Source organism: Pseudomonas sp. GW821-FHT07F01, assembly GCF_059418825.1.
On the sequence record NZ_JBWKQO010000001.1, the window covers coordinates 1 to 26,162 of the forward strand.

Genomic DNA, 26,162 nt, shown 5'->3' on the forward strand with positions numbered 1-26,162 from the left:
GCGGTAGTTCAGTCGGTTAGAATACCGGCCTGTCACGCCGGGGGTCGCGGGTTCGAGTCCCGTCCGCTGCGCCATATCAGCCTCAAGGATCACTGAACGCCTTGAAGCAACGAAACAAGCCAACAGCTTGTTTCGCATCGATAGCAAAGACCCTGGTCGCAAGACCGGGGTTTTTTGTTTTCGGGATTCGCTCTTTGGCAGCGTCTTTTGCTTGCTGCTGATCGAACACAAAAAACCGCCTGCTCGGCGGTTTTTTTGTGCTTGCAAGGAGGTTCGGCTTTCAGAAGCCGAGCTTGTCCCGAAGGCTGTAGTACCAAGCGCCCAGGGCGGTGAATGGCGTGCGCAGCAACTGGCCGCCGGGGAAGGGGTAGTGAGGCAGGTCGGCAAAGGCGTCAAAGCGCTCAGCCTGGCCGCGCAGGGCCTCCGCCAGGACTTTCCCGGCCAGGTGGGTGTAGGTCACGCCGTGGCCGCTGCAGCCCTGGGAGTAGTAGATATTGTCCCCCAGGCGCCCAACCTGGGGCAGGCGCGACAGCGTCAGCAGGAAGTTGCCGGTCCAGGCGTAATCGATCTTCACGTTCTGCAGTTGCGGGAAGGCCTTGAGCATCTTCGGTCGGATGATGGCCTCGATGTTCGCCGGGTCGCGGGCGCCATACACCACGCCGCCACCGAAAATCAGGCGCTTGTCGCCGGAGAGGCGGTAGTAGTCCAGCAGGTAGTTGCAGTCTTCGACGCAGTAATCCTGGGGCAACAGGCTGGCTGCCAGCTCATCGCTCAGGGGCTCGGTGGTGATGACCTGGGTTCCGCAAGGCATGGACTTGGCTGCCAGCTCCGGAACCAGATTGCCCAGGTAGGCATTGCCAGCAACGATGATGAATTTGGCGCGGACCTTTCCTTGGGGCGTGTGGACCACCGGATTGGCGCCGCGCTCGATGCGGATTGCCGGGGACTGCTCATAGAGGGTGCCGCCCAGCGACTCCACGGCAGCCGCTTCACCCAGTGCCAGGTTCAGTGGATGGATGTGGCCGCCGCTCATGTCGAGCATGCCGCCCTTGTATTGATCGCAGGCCACGATTTCGCGGATACGCCGCTCATCCAGCAATTCCAGCTGGGTGTGGCCGTAGCGCTCCCACAGGCGCTTCTGCGACTCCAGATGACCCATCTGCTTGCTGGTCAGCGCTGCGAATACACCGCCGTCCTTCAGATCGCACTGGATCTGGTATTTGGCCACCCGTTCACGAATGATCCGGCCACCCTCAAAGGCCATCTGCCCCAGCAGTTGTGCCTGCTTGGGGCCGACGCTGCGTTCGATCACGTCGATATCGCGGCTGTAGCTGTTGACGATCTGCCCGCCATTGCGCCCTGAAGCGCCAAAGCCGACCTTGGCGGCCTCCAGTACGGTCACACGAAAGCCGTTTTCCAGGAGGAACAGGGCGCTGGACAGGCCGGTATAACCCGCACCGATCACGCAGACATCGGTTTCAATCTCGCCTTGGAGCATCGGACGTTCCGGAGCCGCATTGGCCGATGCCGCGTAATAGGACTGTGGGTAGGGAATGTTCGCCATCCTGCGACCTCATGTGTTTAATATATTTTACGAGTGCGCCGATGCTACCTGAGTTGCAAATGAGCTGCCAGACTGAAGAAAAAACTTCTTCATCCCACGAAAATTAAAAAATTCGCATATTCATAGGCTTAGCTGCAAAAAAGGTGTTGACACCCCTTTGGAATTCCGTAGAATGCCGCCTCACAGCAGGCACGTAGCTCAGTTGGTTAGAGCACCACCTTGACATGGTGGGGGTCGTTGGTTCGAGTCCAATCGCGCCTACCAAACAAAATCCGCTCTGCTGGGCGGTCTAGAAGGGGTTCACCGAAAGGTGAGCCCCTTTTTTGTTTCTGGCCATTTTGATGGCTTTGCACAATCCGCCAAGAAGCCCACTGGCATTGCAGCGCTCGCTGCGATCTTGGCCAGTGATCAGTCGGGGCGGATGTGTTCCTGCCAATGTTCAAACAGCGCCTCGACATTGGCACTGGTCATCAGTGGCATCACTGCTTTCAACTGCTCGCTGCTCCAGTTCCACCACTGCATTTCCACAAGCATCTCGATACGCCGATCATCGAAGCGCTTGCGAATCGTCTTGGCGGGGTTACCGCCGATGATTGCGTAGGGTTCCACGTCCCGTGTCACCAGGGCTCGAGCGCCTATCACGGCGCCATCGCCGATCCTGATGCCCGGCATGACAATGGCTTCGGAACCGATCCAGACGTCATTGCCGATCACCGTGTCGCCTGCGGCTTGATATCCATTCTGCGCGCCCGCGAAGGCCGGTTCCTCGGGCATCCAGTAGAGCGGAAAGGTGCTGATCCACTCGCTTCTATGCCCCTGGTTGCCGGCCATGATGAATGCGGCTCCCGAGCCGATTGAGCAGAAAGAGCCGATTATCAGCTTGTCCGCACCTTCCTCGTGGGGCAGGTAGCGCGCGCACTCATCGAAACTATGGCCGTGGTAGTAGCCTGAGTAGTAGCTGAAACGACCTACTCGAATATTCGGGTGGGTGACTTGCCGATCAAGCGTGATGCCCTTGAAGGGGCTTTCGAAGTAGTTGTTCATCGGGACTCTGCTCCATGTCTTCAGCGTCCTCTGCATTTGCCGCATCGGTCACCGGTTCAAGATCTTTTACGTATTGCCCTCTGTAGCCACCAACCTGGTTCGGGGAGCCGTCGTGACGATCGGCTTCCCGTACCAGGGCGGGTCAGTCCAGAGGGGTGAAGGCGCTGCCGCTGAAGGTGCGCACGGCATTGCCCCGTTCAACCCGGTGATGGGCGCCACGACGCTGCAAGCGCAGTTCCTGTACGGATTGCTCTTGCCGATCGGCAAGTCGTTGCTGGATCAGTAGACGAGCCAGGCGCTTGTTATCGTGCTGGCTGCGTTCGGACTGCACCTTGACGCTGATGCCGGTCGCTACATGGGTGGCACGTACCGCGGAGTCGGTCTTGTTCACGTGCTGCCCGCCGGGGCCGGAAGCGCGCATGGCCTCGAAGCGGATCTCGCCGCCCTCGGTTTCTTCCAGGGCGCAGAATGGCTGGCCGGCGAAATACCAGTTCTTGCGTCGATGTGCGGGCCGCAGAGGGCTTTTGCAGATCCACAGCAGGGTGCCTGTCCAGCGTCGAGCCAGGTTTGCGGCGTGCTCGCCATCCAGGCTGACCAGCACCGAGCGATGGGCGTCGCGAGCCTGGCTGGCAACCTGCTCGATGATGCCGAGGCGCACGTTCTGCGCTTCGGCTTCGTGATGCAGGCGGCGTAATGCGTGGGTTACTGCCAATTCGCATTCGGCAGGCCCTTGGGCGGAGGACAGCTGTAGCAACATCATCAGCAGCACCCCCGGCGTTTGTAGGTCAGTACCGGTTTGAGTCGGGCAATGATCTTCACCAGGCCGGCGTCGCGCAGGCTGCCCACCACGCTGTCGATGCTCTTGTAGGCTTCGGGAGCCTCTTCGTACATCAGGCCGCGGTCCTCGCAGATCACTCGGCTGCCCAGCTGGGTGCGCTTGAGTTGATCGAAGCTGAAGCGCGTTGCCAGCCGGCCCTTGCAGTCGCTGCGCAGCCACTTGCGCCCGGCGCCGTGCGCCAGGGAGTAGAGGCTGAACGATTGGGGGAGCGGTTGCACCAGGTAGCTGTAGTCGCCACGGGAGCCGGGAATCACCACCGGACCCTGGTCCGATGGCGTGGCGCCCTTGCGATGCAGCCAGCCCGATACGCCGTCGACCTGCGCCGCAGACATCAGGTTGTGATTGATATCCAGCAGCGGCTGGCCCTTGGCCCGCAGATTGTGCAGCAGGCGCTCGGCGATCAGCCGTCGATTGGCCTCGGCAAAGCGCAAGGCCTGGTCGTGCTGCTCCAGGTACTGGGCGCCGGCGGTGCTGGTCATCAACAGGCCGTTGTGGCCGTGTTGGTCGACGTGGCTGCGCAAAATGGCCTCTCCCAGGCCTCGGGAGCCGCTGTGCACCAGCAGCAGCAAGGCTTTCGGGTCCAGTGCCAGTGCTTGCAGGGCGTCGGCGTCATGGACCTGATCGAGTTGTTGCAGTTCGGCGAAGTGGTTGCCGCCGCCGATGGTACCCAGGGAGTGCTCATGACCGCTGACCGGCAATGCCAGTTGCGCGCGTTGTTCATCCCACTGTTCATCCAGAGGCAGGTCGATATTGCCGATTTTCTTTTCCAGCTTGTCGAGGTTGAGGCGAGTGCTGGAGAGGTCGGTTTGCCACAGCGCCATGCCGCAGCCGATGTCGTTGCCCACCAGCGCCGGGTAGGCCACTTCGGTGGAAAAAAATGCCGCGCCCACCGGATAGCCCCGGCCTGGATGCAGGTCGGGCATGCCGACGACCTGGCGCATGCCGGGCAGTTGTGCGGTGGTGTGCAGTTGCTGGAGCGCTTTGTCTTCGATCCAGGTGGTGTCGGAGGCGATCAGAGAGACGCCGTTCGACAAATGACGGATGCAAGTGTCCATGTCCAATTCCTGATTGGAAAAAAATATTCAGGTAGTGGCAGGACGAAGCGGGGGTTAAGCGAAGGCGCTAGCGGGTAGCGGTTGCAGCGTTTAAACCAGGCACGTCCTGCAAGGGGTGATCAGCTGTTGCATGGTGGATCTCCTTGGCAAAAGTGTGGAAAGGGCGCGCAGGTTAATCTTTTGCCCGGGGGCTGGCAATGGTGTGGGCAAACAAAGTGCACCTTCTGCGGCCGCTACGGTCGTAAAACCATCACCTTGTTGAATGAGGATGGTTATGCAGACCTTTGGTGAGCGCTTGAAAGAACAGCGCAAGGCGTTGGGGCTCTCCCAGCAGGAATTCGGTGCCATTGGCGGTGTTGAAGCCAACGCCCAGGGCCGTTACGAGAGCGGTGAGCGGGTGCCCAAATCGGATTACCTGATGGCCATCGGGCGCCACGGCGTTGACCTGCTTTATGTGTTGACCGGCGAGCGCTCGCGCTTGTCCGAGGGCAGCCTGAGCCTGGATGAAAGCACCATTATTCAGAACTACCGCCACCTCGGGGATGAGGACCAGGAGGCGATCGCCCAGCTGGCGTCCTCCTTGGCGGAGTGCTGAGTGGGCGTGGGGGAGTTTTTCTGCTGTTCGCGCGCCTTTTTAACGCGGCCTGAGCGATACTCTCGCGTTTTCAGGAGGAGGCAGCATGCGGGTTTTGATGGCGGTAATGGTGGCGGCGCTATTGGCTGGCTGTGCGAGCTCTACCATGGATGAAGCTCGGGCCCGAACGCCCAACAAAACCCTGGCCTCGGCCAAGGCTGATCAACTGGTAGCGCAATGTGTGCAGTTCGCCTGGCAGGACGAGTCGGTCTTTGGTGTCGATGCCGCTGCCTATCTGCAACCGGGCAAGGCTGGGGGGTACACCGTGTATACCCGTTCCGCCGAGACTTTTGTCGATATCAAGGCCGAGGCCGCGACGACCACCGTCCACTTTTATGCGGTTGCAGACAGCTATGTCTCGAAGCGCCGCCTGGCGGCGCTAGCGACCTGTCTGTAACGCAGAGGATAGTCACTGGCGTTGGCATCTGACGCTATCAGGTACAAACCCGGCATCGGCCGGGTTTTGTCATTTCTGGGGAAGGGTTTCCAGCTGGTCAGGCCAGCTGTTATTGGCGATCTGTGGAAACACCCAATAAGCCTGTAGCAAAGCGTGTAATACATTGCCTCTTCAAACTGTCAGTTGAAATAAGGAAGTCCAGGGATTAAGGGGGCTGGGGCGGACTTTTGTAAATTGTCCTGAATGGTTAGTTTTTGTGGTGATGAAAAAAGCAGGGAAAAGTGCGCTAAGTTGAGGGTGCTCAATAAGGAGCAGTAGTTAATTAATCAATGGAGTGAAAGATATGAATAAGCCACAGGCTCAACTAAAACATGGTCGCGTTGTTTCTCCGTCCAGCCGCGGTGCGGTAGCGGTAGAACTGGGGCTGCTGGGAACCTGGCAGGTCAACGAGATGGAAGGCGGGAAAAACTTTCCGGCCCTCGCCGCCGGTCCTTTCCCAAAGCCTTACGACAGCGATGTGGCCAGTGTCGCGCCACCCGCCGATGGTCATATTCTCAGTGGCGGCAAGGTTGATGATCGCGATTGCATCAACTTCACCAACGAGGAAATGTCGAAAAAGATCAACCGGCCCTTCACTTGGCCGCTGGTGAACGTGAACCCGGGCCAAGTGTTCCAGGTGCAGTGGGAATACACCGCACCTCACGTTACCCGGGGCTATAACTGGTTCATCACCAAGGACGGCTGGGACCCGAAACAGCGCATCAGTCGCGCCCAGCTGGAACCCCAGGCTTTTTATCAGGACTTCTACACCGAAGTGCCATTCGACAAGTTCGGTTCGGTATTGAAAGCCAAGACTCATCATGAAGTTGTGCTGCCCAAAAATAAAAAGGGCCACCATGTTGTAGTACTGGTGTGGATTGTTGCCAATACCGGCAATGGCTTTTATCAGGCTTTCGATCTGGACTTTAAATAAGTTTCAGGTAGTTAACATTTTCTGACAGTTCTGAAGGATTAGAACGTGGATAAGATCGATTTTGCATTAATCAAGAGTCAGGCCGCAGATGCTGCTTCCCTGATGCCGAGCATTGCCGGCAAGAAGGTGCTCATGGGCTTCTGGCACAACTGGGCTGCCGGTCACAGCGACGGCTACCAGCAGGGGCAATTCGCCAACCTGGATCTGGTGGACGTGCCCAAGGAATACAACGTGGTTGCAGTGGCCTTCATGAAGGGCAACGGTATTCCCACCTTCAAGCCCTACAACCTTTCGGACGCCGAGTTCCGGCGCCAGGTGGGCGTGCTCAACAGCCAGGGCCGGGCGGTATTGATCTCCCTGGGCGGCGCCGATGCCCATATCGAATTGCACAAGGGCAACGAACAGCCCCTGGCCAACGAAATCATCCGTCTGGTGGAAACCTACGGCTTCGATGGCCTGGATATCGACCTGGAGCAGAGCGCCATCGACTTTGCCGACAACAAGAGTGTGCTGCCAGCCGCCTTGAAGCTGGTGAAGGATCATTACGCCGGCCAGGGCAAGCACTTCATCATCAGCATGGCGCCTGAGTTTCCCTACCTGACCAGCAATGGCAAGTACGTGGCCTACCTGCAGGCCCTGGAAGGCTATTACGACTTTGTCGCGCCGCAGTTCTATAACCAGGGAGGCGACGGGCTCTGGGTGCAGGAGGCCAATGGCGGGCAGGGCGCCTGGATCGCCCAGAACAATGACGCGATGAAAGAGGATTTCCTCTACTACCTGAGCGAAAGCCTGGCCTCCGGTACCCGCGGTTTCACTCGCATTGCCGCGGACAAGCTGGTGATAGGCCTGCCAAGCAACGTCGATGCCGCGGCCACCGGCTATGTGATCGACCCGTCGGCGGTGAGCAATGCGTTCAAGCGCTTGCAGGGCGCCGGTCACGCCATCAAGGGGTTGATGACCTGGTCGGTGAACTGGGATGCCGGCGTCAGTCGGCAGGGCGTGCCCTACAACTGGGAGTTTCGTCATCGCTATGCGCCGCTGATCCATGGCGATGGCGGTGAGCCGGAGCGCCCAGGTGCTCCTGGAAACCTGATGGTACTGGGCACCAGTCGCAGCAGCGTCAACCTGAGCTGGGGTGTTTCCGGTAGTGTGCGGCCTGTGGAGTTCTACACCTTGTACCGCGACGGCAATGCGGTCGCTCGCACTCCCTCTCCGGGCTTCGAGGATCAGGGGCTGAGTGCGGACACCCAATACAGCTATTTTGTGACCGCTACCGACACTCAGGGCCAGGAGTCGCTCCCCAGCCGCAGTGTGAGTGCCAGGACCGCAGGCGGTGCGGTCGATCCGAGCTTTCCCGAGTGGCGCACCAGCCAGCACTACCTCAGGGAGGATGGAGTGACTTACGAAGGCAATCGTTACCTGTGCCTTCAGGAGCACACCTCCAACCCGGGCTGGACGCCATCCGTAGCGTTCACCCTGTGGAGCAAGGTGCTGCAGGAGCGTCATGGCTGAGTTGTGACGGCCATTGATGAAGTTGAGTGGCCAGGCGGTTCTTGCGGAAGTTGTCGATCCGTGCGAGCCGCTTTTTTCGTTTCCGCTGGCCGGCAACAGCCCGGGTTATGAGCTATTACTGAGCTGCCCGGATGTGTCGATCAATCAAGCGGAGATGAGCTCGATGTTGCAGCAATGGTTGCTGGCGGCTGTGCATTTGCTGGCGTTTGCCAGTGCCTTTGCCGGGGTACTGGCGCGTGCTTCGGCATTGCGTCGCCTGGGCGGCGGCGCTGCGGCGCCCGGGCAGGTGTTGCGGGCCGACAATGTCTGGGGGCTGATGGCCGCGGTGTTGTTGATCACCGGGTTGTTGCGGGCTTTTGGCGGTTATGGCAAGGGTACGGAGTATTACCTGCACCAGCCGCTGTTCCATCTGAAGATGACGCTGTTCGTGATCATCCTGTTGCTGGAGGTCCTGCCGATGCTGACCTTGATCCGCTGGCGCATGGCCCTGGGGCGAGGGGTGGCGCCACAGATCGGGCGGGCGCTGCTGTTCGCCCGTATCAGCGATGTGCAGGCCCTGCTCATGGTGTTGATGGTCATCGCCGCCAGCGGCATGGCGCGTGGGGTGACCTGGGCTCAGTTGTAATCATTGGTAAGCGGGGCTGCACTGCGTGGCTGCTTGAGAGTAGGCTCGCGGCTCTATCAATGAGCAATGGAAGCCTTCGATGTTTCAAATGAATGACCTGGTGCCGGAGATGCTGGTCACCGACCTGCAGCGCAGTCTGGCCTTCTACTGCGATCTTCTGGGCTTCAAGGTGGAGTATCAGCGGCCGGAACACTTCTTTGCCTTCCTCTCCCTCAATGGTGCCCAACTGATGCTGGAGCAGGATGACCAGCAGGAATCGGAGTGGCGCGTGGGGCCCTTGCAGGCTCCATTTGGCCGCGGCATGAACCTGTCCATCGAGTGCCCGGATATTCGCCAGTTGGCAGCCGCCCTGGCTCGGGCGGGCATTGCCTTGCGTCGAGAGATTCAGGAGTGCTGGTACCGTCACGACGAATTTCTGCACGGCGAGTTGAACCTGCTGGTACTCGACCCGGATGGTTACCTGCTGCGCTTTACCCAGGACCTGGGCTTCAAGCCTGTGGAGCCTGCAGCGGACGCCTGACCGCCGCACCGGTGCGCCGCCTGCAATGCAGCGGCGGCGTGTGTCGGGAATCAACGGTCGGGCTCGCTATCGCGAAAGGGCGATAATCAGTGGTTGACGACAGTCTGATGGGCGGGAATCTGCTGTGGCTGCAACCGGGCGAGGGTGTGCGGGCCGTCTGCGGGGAAAAGCTCAAGGCAAACAAGACAGGCGCTGCGCCAGCCGTTGTGCGCGGGCAAAAGGCTGGTGCTCATGCTGTTCAGGGGGTTTCGCGTTTGTCCGGAGCGGTCAGGCCTGCCTGAATGCGTTGATAGATTTCTTCACGGTGTACCGCGACGTCTTTTGGCGCGTTGATACCAATGCGCACTTGCTGGCCGCTGACGCCGAGAATGGTGATCGTAATGTCGTCACCGATGTTTATGCTTTCACCGACTTTGCGGGTGAGTATCAGCATGATCTTCTCCTTGATAGCTTTGTAGGGCACCAGATTCAAACAGTGCAGAGGTCGGTCTTAGGTATAGATTAGTGCGAAGTTCCACTGAGTGGGTGCCTCTTTCTGACGCGCAGAAGATCTATTAATTCCCAAGGCGCAACTATACATAGGCAATAAATATCATTCTTCCTGTTTCGGTCCGATTTTGTGACGAGGTCTCTCGGGTCATGAGTGCTAAAATCGCCACCTCAGACTTTCTAGGGGTTAGGTTGTGCGCACAGTAGCGATGATGATGGCGGTATTGGCGTTGGCCGGTTGTGGGGAAGGCAAGCGGGTCGAAGCGAACAAGAGCACGGCGGTGGCAGTACAGACCCAGCCGGCCTCGACCGAGCCGCAATGGGATGTGCTGGTGGGCAGCCCGCTCCCCCTGGCGGTGAGTGACCTGACCGGCTGGCTGATCGAGCACGGGGTGATTTCCAATGTGGTGACCGTGGACGGCAAGCGTCTGGTCGTGGTCGGTCCGTTTGCTTCCCAGGCCGAGGCCGAGGCGAAGAAGAATGAAGTGACCGAAAAGCTGGTCAAGGCCAAGAAGCGTGACATCGAAGTCACGGTCATCGAGCATCAAGCCGCGCAGTAAGCCCGTTTCCATAGGCTCAATGATCGCCCGCCACCCGCGGGCGATCTGCGTTCAGCCACAAGCCTTGAGGTTGACTGCGCCGACGAATTCATTGCCGCGCCCCATCACGCAAGCCACGCTCTGATTGCGCTGGCGCTCCCAGGCCTGTACTGGATAGGTCTTGTTCCAGGCTTCGAAGAGCTGACGATCCTGTTTGGAAAGGCGCAGGCCGTACTGCTTGCTCATGTAGAAGTAGGTGCGGGCAATCATCCCGCGAATCGAAGGGCGAGGCATGACCTTCTTGGCCTTGAAGTCGACCTGGGTCAGGCACGAACCGTACTGGCCCGATTGTTCCGGCAGCCAGCCGAAGCTGAAATTGCTGCGATCACCATTCACTTCGCCAATGCTCGGTACCAGATTGTGCAGGTCGGCCTCGGCGCGCTGATAGACCGAATCGGTGCGTGTGCAGTTCTTGCGACCGCCTTGTTGCCAGCACTGGCGCTGATGGCCGATCTGCCAGGCCGGCACTATATGCTCCCATTCAATGCGTTCGGCGCGCTTGGCGTTCTTGCGCGGAACATAGCCGCAGGCCGCCAGGTTCACCCGGTTGCCGTTGTATTTGCAGCCGCAATAGAACTCGGTGGATTGGGGGGCGTAGAGCTTCCAGGCGACTTTCTTGGCTTCGCTGAAGGTGCGGGGTGCATCGGCTTGGGCGGAACAGGCGAGAAACAGCAACAGCAGGGCAAAACAACGGACACTCATCGACTCAATCTTCCTTCGGCACGACCCAGAAAATCTGCACGCCGCCATCGTCGCGGTAGGCGAGGGTGACGTTGTCGTTTTCGGCGATCTCCTCCAGCAGGCGTTCCCACTCATCCTGTGGCTCATCGGCGAGGCGGAAGATCAGCGCTGCCTTGGCCTTTTGTGCGGTGGGAGAGTTGATGATTTTCTGGATGCGCACACCCAGGCGTTCGTAGGAGCTGAGGGGCGTTTGGGTCGTGGCCACGGAACATTCCTTATTAAGCTGTACGTGCATACAGTATTTAACTGTAGGGCATTTCGCAACTGCTTAAAATTCAAGAAGTTCCTCTGACAACGCTTTATGCATTTGTCTCACGAGGAGAGCAGATTTTTTTGCATGGGGGAAAGGGGGGGAACCACCCGCCCGGGCGGGCGAGTGGTTGCAAGCATGCTCGACCGGGGCCGGTCGAGCAGAGGGGCTGTCAGTATTCCCAGAACATGCGTTGCAGTTCCTTGCTGTCCTGGGTCTTGGTCAGGGCGACCATGGCCAGGATGCGGGCTTTCTGCGGGTTCAGGTCATGAGCCACGACCCAGTCGTACTTGTCGTCAGGCTGTTCGGCGTTGCGCAGTACGAAGCCGCCGGCATTGACGTGGGAAGAACGAATGATCTGTACGCCATTCTTGTGCAGTTCCTGCAGGGCAGGGACCACACGGGAAGACACCGAGCCGTTGCCGGTACCGGCGTGGATGATGGCTTTGGCGCCACCTTGGGCCAGGGCCTTGTAGGCGGTGTCGCTGACGTTACCGTAGCCGTAGGCGATTTCTACGTCAGGCAGGCTCTTGATGTTCTTGATGTCGAATTCCGAATCCATGGTGTGGCGCTTGGCTGGCAGGCGGAACCAGTAGGATTTGCCTTCCACCACCATGCCCAGCGGGCCCCATGGGCTCTTGAAGGCTTCGGTCTTGATGTTGATCATCTTGCTGACATCGCGGCCGGACTGGATTTCATCGTTCATGGTCACCAGTACGCCTTTGCCGCGGGCGTTCTTGCTGCCGGCCACAGCCACAGCGTTGTACAGGTTGAGCATGCCGTCAGCCGACATTGCGGTACCCGGGCGCATGGAGCCGACTACAACGATTGGCTTGTCGGTCTTTTCCACCAGGTTGAGGAAGTAGGCGGTTTCTTCCAGGGTATCGGTACCGTGGGTGATGACGATGCCATCGACGTCCTTGCTGTCGGCCAGTTCGGCAACGCGGCGGCCCAGTTGCAGCAGGTTTTCGTTGGTGATGCTTTCCGAGGCGATCTGCATGACTTGCTCGCCACGCACGTTGGCCAGTTGGCTCAACTCGGGAATGCCGGCGATCAGTTGTTCGATGCCGACCTTGGCCGCCTGGTAGGTGGCGCTGTTGGCCGCGCTGGCGCCGGCGCCGGCGATGGTGCCGCCGGTGGCGAGAACCACGACGTTGGACAGTTTCTGTTGGATTTCAGCTTCTTTGGCTTGCAGGGCTGCAGGTAGAAGCAGGAGGAGGGCCAAAGCGCCCGGGGCGAAGGATTTGAAGGCAGATTTCATTATTTTCTCTCTAGTAGTGAGACGGTGCTGATGCAGGTTCATCTAGAAACACCCCGGCGGCAGATCTGTATGCGCCGGGGCAGCGAGGGTGGAGCAGGATCTGTACCAGCGCTACCTTGGCTGGATGACTATTTTAAGTTACTGATTTATATCAATTTTATTTCTGTTTTTATGCGTAAGAAGTCATGTGGCGTCCGGGTTTCCGAACGTTTTCAAGGTGGCGCGTTCGGCAATCCGAAAATGCTCGTCACAAGTCCCGGGATGACTTCTCGCTCATCCATTAAAGATTGTTCTGCAGCGGTCGATGATCCTTCTAGGATTTTTCACCAGGAGTTCCCATGTCACTATCAGTAGGATTTCCAGGGGCAGGAGCCATTCTGATCAATGGCAAGTCGCCCGCGACCATCGATGCGTTGAGTAATGCTGCCGCCGAACAGGCGTCTACGGCGTTGGGTACCGACGAGTCGGGCACTTTGCGGGTCGGCTCCAGCAAGCAGGCCGAACAGTCTGAAAGCGAAAGCCCAAGCGAAGACAAGCACGGCATCGTGGTAAAGATGCTGCTCAAGCGCATGCAGGAGCTGCAGCAGCAACTTCGCGAGCTGCAACAGCAACTGGCTGCCGCCCAGGCCGCCAACTACCCAACCCCTGAGGCCAAGCAGACGGCAGTGATGGCCATTCAAGGGCAAGTCGCCGATACCAACGGCGCGCTGGCGGAAGTCTCTGGCAACCTGGTCCGGGAGTTGGCCAAGGAGTCGTCTTCCGGTGGCCTGGTGAACACCACTGCCTGAATCATCAGCCTGTCCGGGAGCATTTTTCGGGCAGGTTTTTCTCCTCGTGGCCGGCTGCGGATGGCTACCCACTCTCTCTGATCGCACTTTGAACAGCGTTGACAAACGCTGGCGAGGTTCGCATAGTTCGTTTTACGCAAACGTTTGCGCGGCCTTCGGACAAGGATAATCGTCTATCTTTGCAAGGTTCGCCGTCGGCCAGTAGGGCTGCCTACCTGGCGGTTCCGTTTGACGAACGCTGCTCACAATAATCATAAGATCGGAGTGAACCCATGAAGCTGCCCTTTGCTGGACGTCTCCTCGCTGTCGCCGTTCTCGCCGCTGCATCCGCGGCCCTTCCTTTCTCCTCGGCTCAAGCCGATACCCCGCAGAAACCCAAGGTCGCCCTGGTCATGAAATCCTTGGCCAACGAGTTCTTCCTGACGATGGAAGATGGTGCCAAGGCCTATCAGAAAGAGCATTCCGCCGATTTCGACCTGGTGTCCAACGGCATCAAGGATGAAACCGATACCGCCAACCAGATCCGCATCGTCGAGCAGATGATCGTCTCCAAGGTCAACGCACTGGTGATCGCCCCGGCTGACTCCAAGGCCATGGTTCCGGTGATCAAGAAGGCCGTGGACGCCGGGATCACGGTGATCAACATCGACAACCAGCTCGACCCCGGCGTGCTGAAGAGCAAGAACATCAGCGTGCCTTTCGTTGGCCCGGACAACCGCAAGGGCGCGCGTCTGGTGGGTGAGTACCTGGCCAAGCAGCTCAAGGCCGGTGACGAAGTGGGAATCATCGAAGGGGTTTCCACCACCACCAACGCGCAGCAGCGCACCGCCGGCTTCAAGGATGCAATGGAAGCCGCGCAGATCAAGGTGGTGTCGCTGCAGTCGGGCGACTGGGAAATCGACGCCGGCAATCGTGTGGCCTCGGCCATGCTCAGCGAATACCCGAACCTCAAGGCATTGCTGGCCGGTAACGACAGCATGGCGGTGGGCGCGGTTTCGGCAGTCCGGGCTGCCGGCAAGGCAGGCAAGGTGCAGGTCGTGGGCTACGACAACATCAACGCCATCAAGCCGATGCTCAAGGATGGCCGGGTCCTGGCCACTGCCGATCAGTTCGCTGCCAAGCAGGCGGTGTTCGGTATCGAGACCGCGCTGAAGATCCTCAAGGGCGAGAAAGTCGACAGCGGCACCAATGGCGTGATCGAAACTCCGGTTGAGCTGGTCACTCAGTAGTCATTGCGGCGGTACAACGGCGCTCGCCCGGTTGGGCGGGCGCATGGAGAGTTTCCTATGTCAGTTTCTGCTGCCAACGCTGTCCTATCGGTCAGCGGTATCGGCAAGACTTATGCGCAACCGGTGTTGACCGGCATCGACCTGACGCTGTTGCGCGGTGAAGTGCTGGCGCTCACCGGCGAGAACGGTGCCGGCAAGAGCACCCTGTCGAAGATCATCGGTGGCCTGGTCAGCCCCACCACAGGGCACATGCAGTTCAATGGTCAGGATTATCGTCCGGGCAGTCGCGCCCAGGCCGAGGATCTGGGCATTCGCATGGTGATGCAGGAGCTCAACCTGCTGCCGACCCTGTCGGTGGCCGAGAACCTGTTCCTCGACAACCTGCCCAGCAGTGGTGGCTGGATCAGCCGCCGGCAATTGCGCAAGGCGGCGATCGAGGCCATGGCCCAGGTCGGTCTGGATGCCATCGACCCCGACACCCTGGTGGGCGAGCTGGGCATCGGCCACCAGCAGATGGTGGAGATCGCCCGTAACCTGATCGGCGACTGCCATGTGCTGATTCTCGATGAGCCCACCGCCATGCTCACGTCCCGCGAGGTAGAAATGCTCTTCGAGCAGATCACCCGCCTGCAGGCCCGCGGCGTGTCGATCATCTATATCTCCCATCGCCTGGAAGAGCTGGCCCGGGTTGCCCAGCGCATCGCGGTATTGCGTGACGGCTGCCTGGTCTGTGTCGAGCCGATGGCCAACTACAACAGCGAGCAACTGGTGAACCTGATGGTGGGTCGCGAGCTGGGCGAGCACATCGACCTGGGCGAGCGCCGGATCGGCGCGCCGGCCTTGACGGTGAGCAACCTCAGCCGCTCGGACAAAGTCCGCGATGTGTCCTTCGAGGTCCGCAGTGGCGAGATCTTCGGAATTTCCGGGTTGATCGGGGCAGGGCGCACCGAGCTGCTGCGCCTGATCTTCGGTGCCGATGTCGCCGACAGCGGCACCATCGCCCTGGGCACCCCGGCGCGCCCGGTGAGCATCCGCTCGCCAGTGGATGCGGTGGCCAACGGCATCGCCCTGATTACCGAGGACCGCAAGGGTGAGGGGCTGCTGTTGACCCAGTCCATCAGCGCCAATATCGCCCTGGGCAACATGCCGGCGATTTCCAGCAGCGGCCTGGTCAATGGCCAGGACGAGGAGCATCTGGCGCGGCGCCAGATCGACGCCATGCGTATCCGCAGCTCCAGCCCGGCGCAACTGGTCAGCGAGCTGTCCGGTGGCAACCAGCAGAAGGTGGTGATCGGCCGCTGGCTGGAGCGCGACTGTTCGGTGCTGCTGTTCGATGAGCCGACCCGTGGCATCGATGTCGGCGCCAAGTTCGATATCTACGGCCTGTTGGGGGAGTTGACCCGGCAGGGCAAGGCCCTTGTGGTGGTGTCCAGCGACCTGCGCGAGCTGATGCTGATCTGCGATCGCATCGGCGTGCTCTCGGCCGGGCGGCTGATCGATACCTTCGAGCGCGACAGCTGGACCCAGGATGAACTGCTTGCCGCGGCATTTGCCGGCTATCAAAAACGAGATGCGCTGATCGATGAAGCGGCGCCTAGGAATGCATCATGAAAACTGCAGCAAGCGGCAAGCGAGGCGGCCACTACTACGGCCTCGGCACTTACCTGGGGTTGGCGGGGGCGCTGCTGGGGATGATCGTGCTGTTCTCCCTACTCAGCAGTCATTTTCTGTCCTATGACACCTTCAGTACCCTGGCCAACCAGATTCCCGACCTGATGGTGCTGGCGGTGGGCATGACCTTCGTCCTGATCATCGGTGGCATCGACCTGTCCGTGGGCTCGGTGCTGGCCCTGGCGGCGTCGACCGTCAGCGTGGCGATACTCGGCTGGGGCTGGAGCGTGGTGCCCGCGGCGTTGCTGGGCATGGCTTGCGCGGCGCTGGCGGGAACGGTGACCGGTTCCATCACCGTGGCCTGGCGCATTCCTTCGTTCATCGTGTCTCTGGGTGTACTGGAAATGGCCCGCGGCGTGGCCTACCAGATGACGGGCTCACGCACCGCCTACATCGGTGACGCCTTCGCCTGGTTGTCGAATCCGATTGCCTTCGGCATTTCGCCGTCGTTTATCATTGCCCTGCTGATTATTTTCCTGGCCCAGGCGGTGCTGACTCGCACCGTGTTCGGTCGCTACCTGATCGGCATCGGTACCAACGAAGAGGCAGTGCGTCTGGCGGGGATCAACCCCAAACCCTACAAGATCCTGGTCTTCAGCCTGATGGGGTTGCTGGCAGGTATCGCTGCACTGTTTCAGATTTCTCGCCTGGAAGCGGCAGACCCGAACGCGGGCTCCGGTCTGGAGTTGCAAGTCATCGCTGCGGTGGTGATCGGCGGCACCAGCCTGATGGGCGGGCGCGGTTCGGTGATCAGTACCTTCTTTGGCGTCTTGATTATTTCCGTGCTGGCTGCGGGCCTGGCGCAAATCGGCGCATCCGAACCGACCAAGCGCATCATCACTGGTGCGGTCATCGTGATTGCCGTGGTGCTGGACACTTATCGCAGCCAGCGCGCCAATCGGCGGGTTTGATTCATGGCAACAATCAAGGATGTGGCGGCGCTGGCGGGGATTTCCTACACCACGGTGTCCCATGTGCTGAACAAGACGCGGCCAGTCAGTGAGGAAGTTCGGGTCAAGGTCGAGGCCGCTATCGCGCGCCTGGACTATGTGCCCAGCGCGGTGGCGCGTTCGCTGAAGGCCAAGACCACGGCTACCATCGGCTTGCTGGTACCCAACAGCCTCAACCCGTACTTCGCCGAGTTGGCTCGGGGGATCGAGGATTATTGCGAACGCAACGGCTACTGCGTGATCCTCTGCAACTCCGACGACAACCCGCAGAAGCAGCGCAACTACCTGCGGGTATTACTGGAAAAACGTATCGACGGGTTGATTGTCACCTCGGCCGGTGGCGACAGCGGCCTGGCCCAGGGGCTGGCCGGCGTGCGCACGCCGATGGTGATTGTCGACCGTGGGCTGGAAGGGGTGAACGCCGACCTGGTGCGTATCGACCACCAGCACGGTGCCTACCTGGCCACCCGACACCTGCTGGAGCTGGGGCATCGGGACATTGCCTGCATCGGCGGCCCGGGCAATACCAGTGTGGCGCAGATGCGCCTGGCGGGATTCCAGCAGGCGCTGCGTGAGGCCGGTGTCGAGGCGCCTGCCGAGCGCATCCTGGAAAGTGATTTCAGTAGCACTGGTGGTTATCGCGCAGCCGCGCAGTTGCTCGATGGCGGACAGCCGCCGAGCGCGATTTTCGCTGGCAACGACATGATGGGCATCGGGGTGCTGCGCGCGGCAGCGGAGCGCAATATCCGCGTGCCCAGCGAGCTTTCGGTGATCGGCTTCGACGACATCCTCATGAGCCGCTACGTCTACCCGGCGCTGACCACGGTCGGCCAGTCGATCCTGCAACTGGGGGAAACCGCGGCAGAGTTGCTGCTGCGGCGGATCGCCTGCCGGGAGCTGCCGGTCGACCAGCGCATCGTTACGCCGAATATCGTCTTGCGGGAGTCGACGGCGCCGCTGGGTGGCGCTTTCGCCGAATACCGCTGAACCCAACTGATTGAGTACCGATGTATGTCAGCAAAAGTAGTGGTAGTGGGTAGCCTCAACATGGACCTGGTGACTCGGGCCGAGCGCCTGCCCCGAGGGGGCGAGACGCTGATTGGCAAATCCTTCGCCACGGTATCCGGTGGCAAGGGCGCCAATCAGGCGGTGGCTGCGGCCAGGCTGGGAGCGCAGGTGTCGATGGTCGGCTGTGTCGGCGACGATGCCTATGGCGAGCAACTGCGAGGTGCCTTGCTGGCCGAGCAGATCGATTGCCAGGCGGTGAGTGTGGTCGAAGGCTCCAGTGGGGTGGCGCTGATCGTGGTGGATGACAGTAGCCAGAATGCGATTGTCATCGTCGCCGGCGGCAATGGCCAGCTCACTCCCGAGAAGGTCGCCGGGTTCGATGGGGTGCTGCAGGATGGGCAAGTCATCATCTGCCAGCTTGAAGTGCCGCTGGCGACTGTGGGCTACACCCTCAAGCGCGGGCGCGAACTGGGCAAGACGGTGATCCTCAATCCGGCGCCGGCCAGTGGCCCGCTGCCGGCGCAGTGGTATGGCGCGATCGACTACCTGATTCCCAACGAGAGCGAGGCTTCGGCCTTGAGCGGGGTAGCGGTGGACTCCCTGGAGAGCGCTGAAGTGGCTGCCGGTCGCTTGATCGCTGCGGGTGCTGGCAAGGTGATCATCACCCTCGGTGCACAGGGCTCGCTGTTTGCCGATGGCCAGCGTTTCGAGCATTTCCCGGCGCCCAGGGTCAAGGCAATCGATACCACGGCGGCCGGGGACACCTTTGTCGGCGGATTTGCCGCGGCCCTGGCTGCCGGCAAGAGCGAAGCCGAGGCCATCCGCTTTGGCCAGGTGGCTGCGGCGCTGTCGGTGACGCGCGCCGGTGCGCAACCTTCCATTCCCACGCTGTCCGACGTTCAGGCGTTTATCCCTTCATGAAAAAGACACCTTTGCTCAACATTGCCCTGTCACGCTTGATCGCGTCCCTGGGCCACGGCGATATCGTGGTGATCGGCGATGCCGGCCTGCCGGTGCCCCCGGGCGTGGAGTTGATCGACCTGGCGCTGACCCACGGCGTTCCCGACTTTCTCACTACCTTGAAGGTGTTGCTCAGCGAGATGCAGGTGGAGCGTCATGTGCTGGCCGAAGAAATTCTGCTCAAGCAGCCTACGCCGCTGGCGGCGCTTGAAGGCATGACCGCCGGTGGTGAGCTGGGGCAGCGGCAGCTCATGAGCCACGAGGATTTCAAGGTGCTCAGCCGCCAGGCCCGTGCGTTGATCCGCACCGGGGAGTGCCAGCCGTATTGCAATATCGCCCTGATTGCCGGGGTGACCTTCTAGGCCGCTGTCGGGCCTTTTCCATCTTGCACAAGGAGTGCGCCATGCGCCGCTATGCTCAGTTGTTTCACCACTGGTTCCGGAGTCTGCTGCTTTTGTCTCTGCTCACTGCTACCGGCGCTCAGGCGGCGGAAAAAATCGATCTGATCATCGACACCGATCCGGGGGCCGACGATGTGGTAGCCCTGCTGTTCGCCCTGGCTTCCCCCGAGGAGCTGCAGATCCGCGCGCTGACCACGGTGGCGGGCAACGTGCGGTTGGACAAGACCTCGCGCAATGCGCGCCTGGCCCGTGAGTGGGCGGGGCGCGAGGAGGTGCCGGTATACGCCGGAGCGCCCAAGCCGCTGCTGCGTACCCCCATCTATGCCGAGAATATCCATGGCAAGGAAGGCATTTCCGGGGTGACGGTGCACGAGCCCAAGGCGCCTCTGGCCAAGGGCAATGCGATCAACTACCTGATCGATACGCTGCGGGCGGCCAAGCCCCACAGCATCACCATCGCCATGCTCGGCCCGCAGACCAACCTGGCGCTGGCGCTGATCCAGGCACCGGACATCACCCAGGGCATCAAGGAAGTGGTGGTCATGGGCGGTGCGCACTTCAACGGTGGCAACATTACGCCGGTGGCCGAGTTCAACCTGTTCGCCGACCCCCAGGCGGCCGAAGTGGTGCTCAAGAGCGGTGTCAAACTGACCTATCTGCCGCTGGACGTGACCCACAAGGTGTTGACCAGCGATGCGCGGCTGCAGAAGATCGCGGCGTTGAACAACAACGCCAGCAAGGTGGTGGGGGACATCCTCAACGAGTACGTCAAGGGCGACATGGAGCACTACGGTATTCCCGGCGGCCCGGTGCATGACGCTACAGTGATTGCCTACCTGCTCAAGCCCGAGCTGTTCACCGGCCGTCAAGCCAATATGGTCATCGACAGCCGCGAGGGGCCGACCTTCGGCCAGACCATCGTCGATTGGTACGACGGCCTGAAGCAGGAAAAGAACGTGTTCTGGGTTGAGAACGGCGATGCCCAGGGCTTCTTCGACTTGCTCACCGAGCGCCTGGCGCGTCTCAAGTGAAGCTTGCCCCCGCAGGTACCTGCCTGCGGGGTTCTATTCCCGTTCCGGGGCCTGTACGCCCAGGTGGTCGGCCGGGTATTTCTCGAAGACTTGTTCAATGAAGGCTCGGGCGGACTGGGTGCCCAGTTCCTTGACCAGCAGGTCTATGCCAATGATCGCCAGCTCCTCCGGGCTCCCCGGGCTGTAGGAGCATTGGCCCTGGGGCCATTTGGCTTTGATGTCGGCGTCGATACTCACGGTGGCCATGAAAGTCTCACGAATTCGGATAAGGCGGGTGCCAGGGCAGGGCTCTGGGCGGGTATTTGCTGCGTTGCAGAGTTAACCATGTTGCCGGGCGTTTGGCACTCCGACTTAGGCATCAGGCGAGTGCTGTGCGACACTGCGGCTTTTCCTGTGCTCAAGGAAGCCTCCGTGCAAATCGATTTGAACCAGCCTGATGCCCTGACCCTGGAGGCGGTGCGTCAGCTGCTGGCGTCTGCCAGCGACAACGTGCATACCCAGTTGCGCGTGAGCAAAACCGGAATTGCCTATATCTCTTCGGGGGTGGTGGGCGGTGCCGAGATAGAAGGTTTGCTGTTTCGCTTGGAAACCTGGGCGGCCGGCTCCGGGTATGTCGGCAAGGTGGCTGCCGCCGACGAGGTCTGGGTGATGCAGATCTTCAATGCGCTCAAACAGAACTGGCCCAAGCCGGCGTTCGACTACATCGACATCTATTGAGCGTCGTTCATATCCGGTGACGATTGTCCCGTGAAAGAGTGGCACCGGCTGAGGCAGACTTGCCCGCTGTTCACCTGATACGGCAAATGGCCATTTGTTTTGAAACCAAAAGCCAAATCAGCTGTCGCACGATCTCTGCTTAATTTTGAAAAGGAGGCTTCATGCCTTGGAAGCTCGCTTCATTCGGAACCTTGTTGGCCGCTGTCGTCCTTGGTGGGTGCAGCACTGCCGGGTCGACAAAGGAGCCTGTGGCCGCTGAGTCCGGGCACACTCGTTGTGAAGCATCGGCCGCCGAATTCGCCGTCGGCAAGAAGGCTTCTCCCGAGTTGCTCGAGCAGGCCCGTACACGCGCAGGCGCGCAGTACGCACGGTTCCTCAAGCCCAACGACATGATCACCCTGGAGTACCGCTCGGATCGCCTGAACCTGAACACTGATGCCGGCCTGGTGGTGACCCGGGTCAACTGTGGTTGAGGGCTGAGGCCTTTGGATCACGCATAAAAAACCCCGTCACATGGACGGGGTTTTTTTAGCTCGCTGAGAAATTACTCAGGGCGAACTTGTGCAGCTTGCATACCCTTTTGGCCTTTCTCAGCCACGAAGGAAACGGTCTGGCCTTCTTTCAGGCTTTTGAAACCGTCGCTTTCAATAGCTTTGAAGTGTACGAACAGGTCGTCACCGCCACCTTGAGGAGTGATGAAGCCGAAGCCTTTTTCATCGTTGAACCATTTTACGGTGCCGGTTTGGCGATTAGACATGGTGTATCTCCAAGAAACATATATTTTCAGTAGTGCTGTGCTGCTCAGGCCAACTGGGCACACCGAGCTATCATAGTCGAAATGTTCGGCTTGGGAGCCCCCCAGAGGCGCTCTTTGCCCGATATACCTGTGTATTTTGCCATCTGAGTTGGCTGCAGGCCCCGGTTTAAGGGGCTTTGGCGTAAAACAGAGGGTAATAAAAAAACCCGTAAAAGCTGCGTAAATTGTGAAAAAGACCGCGTTTCAGGCTCTGTGGCGAGCACTGGCGCAGCCTGTTCCGGGCATCAGCAGCTTATTTGACCACCCGGCAAGCAGCGATGGCGTCCAATGCTCGGGTTCGCAGATCTGCGCTGGGTTGCTTGGTTTTGCTCATCAGCTCCTTGATCTCCTCGGTAGTGAATTTTTCATTTAGCTTGTCGGCGCCGCAGGCACAGTGCTTTTCGGCGCTCTTGGCGTCGATGTTCTGGCTGGCCGCCGCGGTGCAGTCCTTCATGTAGTCGGCGCGTGCTCCGGCAGGCCATGCCGCCTGTGCACTCAAAGGCAGTAGCAGGGTGAGCGGTGCGGCAAGGGCGAGCAGTTTGATAAGGCGCATGAGTCGGGTTCTCCTGAAGTCGGTAGCAAGGACGACGATTCTCCGGTTATTTGAGGCTCGACGTACATCTCAAGTTCACTTTCAACAATAAAAGACTGTAAACCAGGCTCGCGATAATTTGCTGCACGGCGATTGCGATGTATCTGTGCTAGCATGCCCGGCTTCGGTGTTTTCAAGCTTTGGGCCTTTTCTAGCCCTTGCCGTCTATGCCTCATTAATCTTGATGTGAACCCCAGTCACTCTGGTTCGGTTTTTCGGTTGGCCGCAAGGCTCTTGCCACTGTGAGGCAGGCGTTCGTAGCAGAACGGCCGGACTGAATCGCGTACTGGCTCATCCCAACCCACGTGACCTTTGGTAGGGGTCACCACTAGGAGAGGAGGCGCCATGCCCACTATTACTCTTCCCGACGGCAGTCAACGTTCATTCGATCACGCAGTATCCGTAGCCGAGGTCGCCGCTTCCATTGGCGCGGGCCTGGCCAAGGCCACATTGGCTGGCAAGGTCAACGGCAAGCTGGTCGACGCCTGCGACGTGATCGACGGCGATGCAACCCTGCAAATCATCACGCCAAAGGACGAAGAGGGGCTGGAGATCATTCGCCACTCTTGCGCTCACTTGGTGGGGCATGCGGTCAAGCAGTTGTATCCGACCGCGAAAATGGTCATCGGTCCGGTCATCGATGAAGGCTTCTATTACGACATCGCCTATGAGCGTCCTTTCACGCCTGAGGATATGGCCGCCATCGAGCAGCGCATGCAGCAGCTGATCGAGAAGGACTACGACGTGATCAAGAAGGTCACGCCGCGCGCCGAAGTGATCGAGGTGTTCAAGGCCCGCGGCGAGGACTACAAGCTGCGTTTGGTCGAAGACATGCCGAACGAGCAGGCGATGGGCCTGTACTACCACGAAGAATATGTCGACATGTGCCGCGGTCCGCACGTGCCGAACACGCGTTTCCTGAAGTCCTTCAAGCTGACCAAGTTGTCCGGTGCCTACTGGCGCGGTGATGCCAAGAACGAGCAGTTGCAGCGGATCTACGGTACCGCCTGGGCGGACAAGAAGCAGCTCGCTGCCTACATCCAGCGTATCGAAGAGGCCGAGAAGCGCGATCATCGCAAGATCGGCAAGCGCCTGGGCCTGTTCCATACCCAGGAAGAAGCGCCGGGCATGGTGTTCTGGCACCCTAATGGCTGGACCCTGTACCAGGTGCTCGAGCAGTACATGCGCAAGGTGCAGCGTGACAACGGTTACCTGGAGATCAAGACTCCGCAGGTGGTTGACCGCAGCCTCTGGGAAAAATCCGGGCACTGGGCCAACTACGCCGAGAATATGTTCACCACCGAGTCGGAAAGCCGCGACTACGCAATCAAGCCGATGAACTGCCCTTGCCACGTGCAGGTGTTCAATCAGGGTCTGAAGAGCTACCGCGAGCTGCCGATGCGCCTGGCCGAGTTCGGTGCCTGCCACCGTAATGAACCCTCGGGCGCTCTGCACGGCATCATGCGTGTGCGTGGCTTCACTCAGGATGATGCTCACATCTTCTGTACTGAAGACCAGATGCAGGCCGAGTCTGCGGCGTTCATCAAGCTGACCATGGATGTCTATGCCGACTTCGGCTTCAAGGACATCGAGATGAAGCTGTCCACTCGCCCTGAAAAGCGCGTGGGCTCCGATGATCTGTGGGACCGTGCGGAAAGCGCACTGGCAGCGGCTCTGGATAGCGCCGGCCTGCCATACGACCTGCAGCCGGGCGAGGGCGCATTCTACGGTCCGAAGATCGAGTTCTCGCTGAAGGACTGCCTGGGTCGTGTCTGGCAGTGCGGTACCTTGCAGTTGGACTTCAACCTGCCGATCCGTCTGGGTGCCGAGTACGTTTCCGAAGACAACAGCCGTAAGCATCCGGTGATGTTGCACCGGGCGATCCTCGGTTCCTTCGAGCGTTTTGTCGGGATTCTGATCGAGCATTACGAGGGTGCATTCCCTGCGTGGCTGGCTCCGACTCAGGCCGTGGTGATGAATATCACTGATAAACAGGCAGATTTTGCCCTCGAAGTGGAAAAAACACTCAATCAAAGCGGATTTCGTGCCAAGTCCGACTTGAGAAATGAAAAGATCGGCTTTAAAATCCGCGAGCATACTTTGCTCAAGGTTCCCTATCTCTTGGTTATTGGAGATCGGGAGGTCGAGATGCAGACTGTCGCTGTGCGTACCCGTGAAGGTGAAGACCTGGGCTCGATGCCTGTCGCCCAATTCTCGGCGTTCCTCGCACAAGCGGTTTCCCGGCGTGGTCGCCAAGATTCGGAGTAATTATTATTAAGCGTGATATGAGACAAGATAAACGAGCTGCACCGAAAGCCCCGATCAACGAGAATATCTCGGCACGCGAGGTTCGGTTAATTGGCGCTGACGGCGAGCAGATTGGCATCGTCTCGATTGATGAAGCGCTTCGTATAGCTGAAGAAGCCAAGCTGGATCTGGTGGAAATTTCCGCCGACGCAGTCCCACCTGTTTGCCGGGTGATGGATTACGGCAAGTCGATCTTCGAAAAGAAGAAGCAGATTGCTGCTGCGAAGAAGAACCAGAAGCAGATTCAGGTTAAAGAAATCAAGTTTCGTCCAGGGACGGAGGAAGGGGATTACCAGGTAAAACTGCGCAACCTGGTACGTTTCCTGAGTGACGGGGACAGGGCCAAGGTATCCTTGCGATTCCGCGGCCGTGAGATGGCCCACCAGGAGCTGGGGATGGAACTCCTCAAGCGGGTTGAAGCTGACCTGCAAGAGTACGGTTCGGTCGAACAGCATCCTAAGATGGAAGGACGCCAGCTGATCATGGTCATCGCCCCGAAAAAGAAGAAGTAATCAACAGGGCACGGCAGGCCTTCTGATTATGTTTATCAACTGAATGCGGAGTATCCGAACATGCCAAAGATGAAAACCAAAAGTGGTGCTGCTAAGCGGTTTCTGAAAACTGCTAACGGTATCAAGCACAAGCACGCTTTCAAGAGCCACATCCTGACCAAAATGTCGACCAAGCGTAAGCGTCAACTGCGCGGTAGCAGCTTGCTGCATCCGTCTGACGTGGCAAAAGTCGAGCGCATGCTGCGCCTTCGTTAATTTTTGGATCAAGAATAGAGGAAGTAACTCATGGCTCGTGTAAAGCGTGGCGTCATTGCCCGTAAACGTCACAAAAAAATTCTGAAACTTGCTAAAGGCTACTACGGCGCTCGCTCGCGCGTATTCCGTGTTGCCAAGCAAGCGGTAATCAAGGCAGGCCAATACGCCTACCGTGACCGTCGTCAGAAAAAACGTCAGTTCCGCGCTCTGTGGATTGCTCGTATCAACGCTGGTGCTCGTAATAACGGCCTGTCGTACAGCCGTCTGATCGCTGGCCTGAAAAAGGCGTCCATCGAGATCGACCGTAAGGTTCTGGCTGATCTGGCAGTGAACGAAAAAGCGGCGTTTGCTGCGATTGTCGAGAAAGCTAAAGCCACCTTGGCTTAAGTACCCCCGACAGTCATCCGGGCTCACCTTTCGTGAGCCCAGATGTTAAACGTCAT

The 26,162-nt window shown here is 59.5% G+C and carries 33 protein-coding genes and 1 tRNA gene; 22 read left to right on the plus strand and 12 right to left on the minus strand.

What is annotated here, in order from left to right:
• Positions 1 to 82: 82 nt before the first annotated feature.
• Both AC07R1_RS00005 and AC07R1_RS00010 read right to left on the minus strand, forming a co-directional pair.
• The gene (locus tag AC07R1_RS00005; RefSeq protein WP_155246649.1) at positions 83 to 229 is read right to left on the minus strand and encodes a hypothetical protein; all 147 of its coding nucleotides are present in this window, start codon (positions 227 to 229) and stop codon (positions 83 to 85) included.
• Between the two features lie 51 nt (positions 230 to 280).
• Positions 281 to 1,564 (minus strand): NAD(P)/FAD-dependent oxidoreductase, encoded by a 1,284-nt coding sequence (locus AC07R1_RS00010; protein WP_011060391.1) that lies wholly within the window; start codon positions 1,562 to 1,564, stop codon positions 281 to 283.
• A 187-nt stretch (positions 1,565 to 1,751) separates the two neighbouring features.
• Here AC07R1_RS00010 and AC07R1_RS00015 point away from each other — a divergent pair.
• Positions 1,752 to 1,828 (plus strand) — tRNA-Val (locus AC07R1_RS00015).
• 144 nt (positions 1,829 to 1,972) lie between these two features.
• On the opposite strand, the gene catB is transcribed toward AC07R1_RS00015, so the two are convergent.
• The 3 genes from catB to AC07R1_RS00030 all read right to left on the minus strand — a co-directional run bounded on the left by catB (position 1,973) and on the right by AC07R1_RS00030 (position 4,501).
• On the minus strand, positions 1,973 to 2,608 hold the full coding sequence (catB, locus tag AC07R1_RS00020; protein WP_495109928.1) for a type B chloramphenicol O-acetyltransferase: 636 nt from the start codon (positions 2,606 to 2,608) through the stop codon (positions 1,973 to 1,975).
• A 142-nt stretch (positions 2,609 to 2,750) separates the two neighbouring features.
• Positions 2,751 to 3,368, minus strand: coding sequence for a peptide chain release factor H (prfH, locus tag AC07R1_RS00025; RefSeq protein WP_342403833.1), 618 nt, complete (start codon positions 3,366 to 3,368; stop codon positions 2,751 to 2,753).
• A complete protein-coding gene (locus AC07R1_RS00030) occupies positions 3,368 to 4,501 on the minus strand; it encodes an RNA ligase RtcB family protein (protein ID WP_495109929.1) in 1,134 nt (377 codons plus the stop codon). The genes prfH and AC07R1_RS00030 overlap by 1 nt, the downstream gene beginning before the upstream one ends.
• Before the next feature lie 274 nt (positions 4,502 to 4,775).
• Between AC07R1_RS00030 and AC07R1_RS00035 the strand changes: the two genes are divergently transcribed.
• From AC07R1_RS00035 to AC07R1_RS00060, 6 genes are all read left to right on the plus strand, one after another.
• The gene (locus tag AC07R1_RS00035) at positions 4,776 to 5,096 is read left to right on the plus strand and encodes a helix-turn-helix domain-containing protein (RefSeq protein WP_011060395.1); all 321 of its coding nucleotides are present in this window, start codon (positions 4,776 to 4,778) and stop codon (positions 5,094 to 5,096) included.
• Positions 5,097 to 5,181: 85 nt separating this feature from the next.
• Entirely contained in the window at positions 5,182 to 5,532 is a 351-nt protein-coding gene (locus tag AC07R1_RS00040) for a hypothetical protein (RefSeq protein WP_041117035.1), read from the plus strand.
• A 343-nt stretch (positions 5,533 to 5,875) separates the two neighbouring features.
• Positions 5,876 to 6,505, plus strand: a complete 630-nt coding sequence (locus AC07R1_RS00045; protein ID WP_011060397.1) for a lytic polysaccharide monooxygenase auxiliary activity family 9 protein — start codon at positions 5,876 to 5,878, stop codon at positions 6,503 to 6,505.
• A gap of 45 nt (positions 6,506 to 6,550) precedes the next feature.
• Positions 6,551 to 8,017, plus strand: a complete 1,467-nt coding sequence (locus AC07R1_RS00050) for a glycosyl hydrolase family 18 protein (protein ID WP_053150255.1) — start codon at positions 6,551 to 6,553, stop codon at positions 8,015 to 8,017.
• A 163-nt stretch (positions 8,018 to 8,180) separates the two neighbouring features.
• Complete coding sequence (locus AC07R1_RS00055; RefSeq protein ID WP_041774567.1) at positions 8,181 to 8,642, plus strand: DUF2214 family protein; 462 nt, start codon at positions 8,181 to 8,183, stop codon at positions 8,640 to 8,642.
• Positions 8,643 to 8,721: 79 nt separating this feature from the next.
• Positions 8,722 to 9,162 (plus strand): VOC family protein, encoded by a 441-nt coding sequence (locus AC07R1_RS00060; RefSeq protein WP_495109930.1) that lies wholly within the window; start codon positions 8,722 to 8,724, stop codon positions 9,160 to 9,162.
• A 238-nt stretch (positions 9,163 to 9,400) separates the two neighbouring features.
• Here AC07R1_RS00060 and csrA read toward each other — a convergent pair whose 3' ends face one another.
• The gene (gene csrA / locus AC07R1_RS00065) at positions 9,401 to 9,595 is read right to left on the minus strand and encodes a carbon storage regulator CsrA (protein ID WP_007920550.1); all 195 of its coding nucleotides are present in this window, start codon (positions 9,593 to 9,595) and stop codon (positions 9,401 to 9,403) included.
• A 265-nt stretch (positions 9,596 to 9,860) separates the two neighbouring features.
• Between csrA and AC07R1_RS00070 the strand changes: the two genes are divergently transcribed.
• A complete protein-coding gene (locus tag AC07R1_RS00070) occupies positions 9,861 to 10,211 on the plus strand; it encodes a hypothetical protein (protein ID WP_011060401.1) in 351 nt (116 codons plus the stop codon).
• Between the two features lie 51 nt (positions 10,212 to 10,262).
• Here the strand turns inward: AC07R1_RS00070 and AC07R1_RS00075 are convergent, their stop codons facing one another.
• The 3 genes from AC07R1_RS00075 to AC07R1_RS00085 form a co-directional block, all read right to left on the minus strand.
• Entirely contained in the window at positions 10,263 to 10,952 is a 690-nt protein-coding gene (locus tag AC07R1_RS00075) for an endonuclease (protein WP_011060402.1), read from the minus strand.
• A 4-nt stretch (positions 10,953 to 10,956) separates the two neighbouring features.
• Positions 10,957 to 11,226, minus strand: coding sequence for a DUF1654 domain-containing protein (locus AC07R1_RS00080; RefSeq protein ID WP_015634917.1), 270 nt, complete (start codon positions 11,224 to 11,226; stop codon positions 10,957 to 10,959).
• 187 nt (positions 11,227 to 11,413) lie between these two features.
• Complete coding sequence (locus tag AC07R1_RS00085) at positions 11,414 to 12,502, minus strand: asparaginase (protein WP_495109931.1); 1,089 nt, start codon at positions 12,500 to 12,502, stop codon at positions 11,414 to 11,416.
• Positions 12,503 to 12,840: 338 nt separating this feature from the next.
• On the opposite strand from AC07R1_RS00085, the gene AC07R1_RS00090 reads away from it, so the two are divergent.
• The 8 genes from AC07R1_RS00090 (at position 12,841) to AC07R1_RS00125 (ending at position 20,540) form a co-directional block, all read left to right on the plus strand.
• Positions 12,841 to 13,290, plus strand: coding sequence for a hypothetical protein (locus AC07R1_RS00090; protein WP_011060405.1), 450 nt, complete (start codon positions 12,841 to 12,843; stop codon positions 13,288 to 13,290).
• 272 nt (positions 13,291 to 13,562) lie between these two features.
• Positions 13,563 to 14,519, plus strand: coding sequence for a sugar ABC transporter substrate-binding protein (locus AC07R1_RS00095; RefSeq protein WP_011060406.1), 957 nt, complete (start codon positions 13,563 to 13,565; stop codon positions 14,517 to 14,519).
• A gap of 57 nt (positions 14,520 to 14,576) precedes the next feature.
• On the plus strand, positions 14,577 to 16,130 hold the full coding sequence (locus AC07R1_RS00100; RefSeq protein ID WP_015634919.1) for a sugar ABC transporter ATP-binding protein: 1,554 nt from the start codon (positions 14,577 to 14,579) through the stop codon (positions 16,128 to 16,130).
• The gene (locus AC07R1_RS00105; protein WP_011060408.1) at positions 16,127 to 17,101 is read left to right on the plus strand and encodes an ABC transporter permease; all 975 of its coding nucleotides are present in this window, start codon (positions 16,127 to 16,129) and stop codon (positions 17,099 to 17,101) included. The genes AC07R1_RS00100 and AC07R1_RS00105 overlap by 4 nt, the downstream gene beginning before the upstream one ends.
• Positions 17,102 to 17,104: 3 nt before the next feature.
• Positions 17,105 to 18,127: a LacI family DNA-binding transcriptional regulator gene (locus AC07R1_RS00110; protein ID WP_011060409.1), complete on the plus strand. Its 1,023-nt coding sequence runs from the start codon at positions 17,105 to 17,107 to the stop codon at positions 18,125 to 18,127.
• Positions 18,128 to 18,151: 24 nt separating this feature from the next.
• Complete coding sequence (gene rbsK, locus AC07R1_RS00115) at positions 18,152 to 19,069, plus strand: ribokinase (RefSeq protein WP_053157380.1); 918 nt, start codon at positions 18,152 to 18,154, stop codon at positions 19,067 to 19,069.
• Positions 19,066 to 19,470: a D-ribose pyranase gene (rbsD, locus tag AC07R1_RS00120; protein ID WP_495109932.1), complete on the plus strand. Its 405-nt coding sequence runs from the start codon at positions 19,066 to 19,068 to the stop codon at positions 19,468 to 19,470. The genes rbsK and rbsD overlap by 4 nt, the downstream gene beginning before the upstream one ends.
• Before the next feature lie 41 nt (positions 19,471 to 19,511).
• Entirely contained in the window at positions 19,512 to 20,540 is a 1,029-nt protein-coding gene (locus tag AC07R1_RS00125; RefSeq protein ID WP_011060412.1) for a nucleoside hydrolase, read from the plus strand.
• 33 nt (positions 20,541 to 20,573) lie between these two features.
• On the opposite strand, the gene AC07R1_RS00130 is transcribed toward AC07R1_RS00125, so the two are convergent.
• Complete coding sequence (locus tag AC07R1_RS00130; RefSeq protein WP_495109933.1) at positions 20,574 to 20,786, minus strand: hypothetical protein; 213 nt, start codon at positions 20,784 to 20,786, stop codon at positions 20,574 to 20,576.
• A gap of 165 nt (positions 20,787 to 20,951) precedes the next feature.
• Here AC07R1_RS00130 and AC07R1_RS00135 point away from each other — a divergent pair, with 165 nt between their 5' ends.
• The gene (locus AC07R1_RS00135; RefSeq protein ID WP_011060414.1) at positions 20,952 to 21,257 is read left to right on the plus strand and encodes a hypothetical protein; all 306 of its coding nucleotides are present in this window, start codon (positions 20,952 to 20,954) and stop codon (positions 21,255 to 21,257) included.
• A gap of 161 nt (positions 21,258 to 21,418) precedes the next feature.
• On the plus strand, positions 21,419 to 21,730 hold the full coding sequence (locus tag AC07R1_RS00140) for an I78 family peptidase inhibitor (protein WP_041117049.1): 312 nt from the start codon (positions 21,419 to 21,421) through the stop codon (positions 21,728 to 21,730).
• A 71-nt stretch (positions 21,731 to 21,801) separates the two neighbouring features.
• On the opposite strand, the gene AC07R1_RS00145 is transcribed toward AC07R1_RS00140, so the two are convergent.
• Positions 21,802 to 22,014 (minus strand): cold-shock protein, encoded by a 213-nt coding sequence (locus AC07R1_RS00145; protein WP_003179963.1) that lies wholly within the window; start codon positions 22,012 to 22,014, stop codon positions 21,802 to 21,804.
• A 292-nt stretch (positions 22,015 to 22,306) separates the two neighbouring features.
• On the minus strand, positions 22,307 to 22,606 hold the full coding sequence (locus tag AC07R1_RS00150; protein ID WP_011060416.1) for a hypothetical protein: 300 nt from the start codon (positions 22,604 to 22,606) through the stop codon (positions 22,307 to 22,309).
• A 384-nt stretch (positions 22,607 to 22,990) separates the two neighbouring features.
• On the opposite strand from AC07R1_RS00150, the gene thrS reads away from it, so the two are divergent.
• Genes thrS through rplT form a run of 4 tightly spaced genes read left to right on the plus strand, consistent with a single transcriptional unit; the run spans position 22,991 to position 26,106 of the window.
• The gene (gene thrS, locus AC07R1_RS00155) at positions 22,991 to 24,913 is read left to right on the plus strand and encodes a threonine--tRNA ligase (protein WP_011060417.1); all 1,923 of its coding nucleotides are present in this window, start codon (positions 22,991 to 22,993) and stop codon (positions 24,911 to 24,913) included.
• The gene (infC, locus tag AC07R1_RS00160) at positions 24,913 to 25,464 is read left to right on the plus strand and encodes a translation initiation factor IF-3 (protein WP_169893379.1); all 552 of its coding nucleotides are present in this window, start codon (positions 24,913 to 24,915) and stop codon (positions 25,462 to 25,464) included. The genes thrS and infC overlap by 1 nt, the downstream gene beginning before the upstream one ends.
• 60 nt (positions 25,465 to 25,524) lie before the next feature.
• Complete coding sequence (gene rpmI / locus AC07R1_RS00165) at positions 25,525 to 25,719, plus strand: 50S ribosomal protein L35 (RefSeq protein ID WP_002553160.1); 195 nt, start codon at positions 25,525 to 25,527, stop codon at positions 25,717 to 25,719.
• 30 nt (positions 25,720 to 25,749) lie between these two features.
• Positions 25,750 to 26,106: a 50S ribosomal protein L20 gene (gene rplT, locus AC07R1_RS00170; protein WP_011060418.1), complete on the plus strand. Its 357-nt coding sequence runs from the start codon at positions 25,750 to 25,752 to the stop codon at positions 26,104 to 26,106.
• Positions 26,107 to 26,162 lie beyond the last annotated feature (56 nt).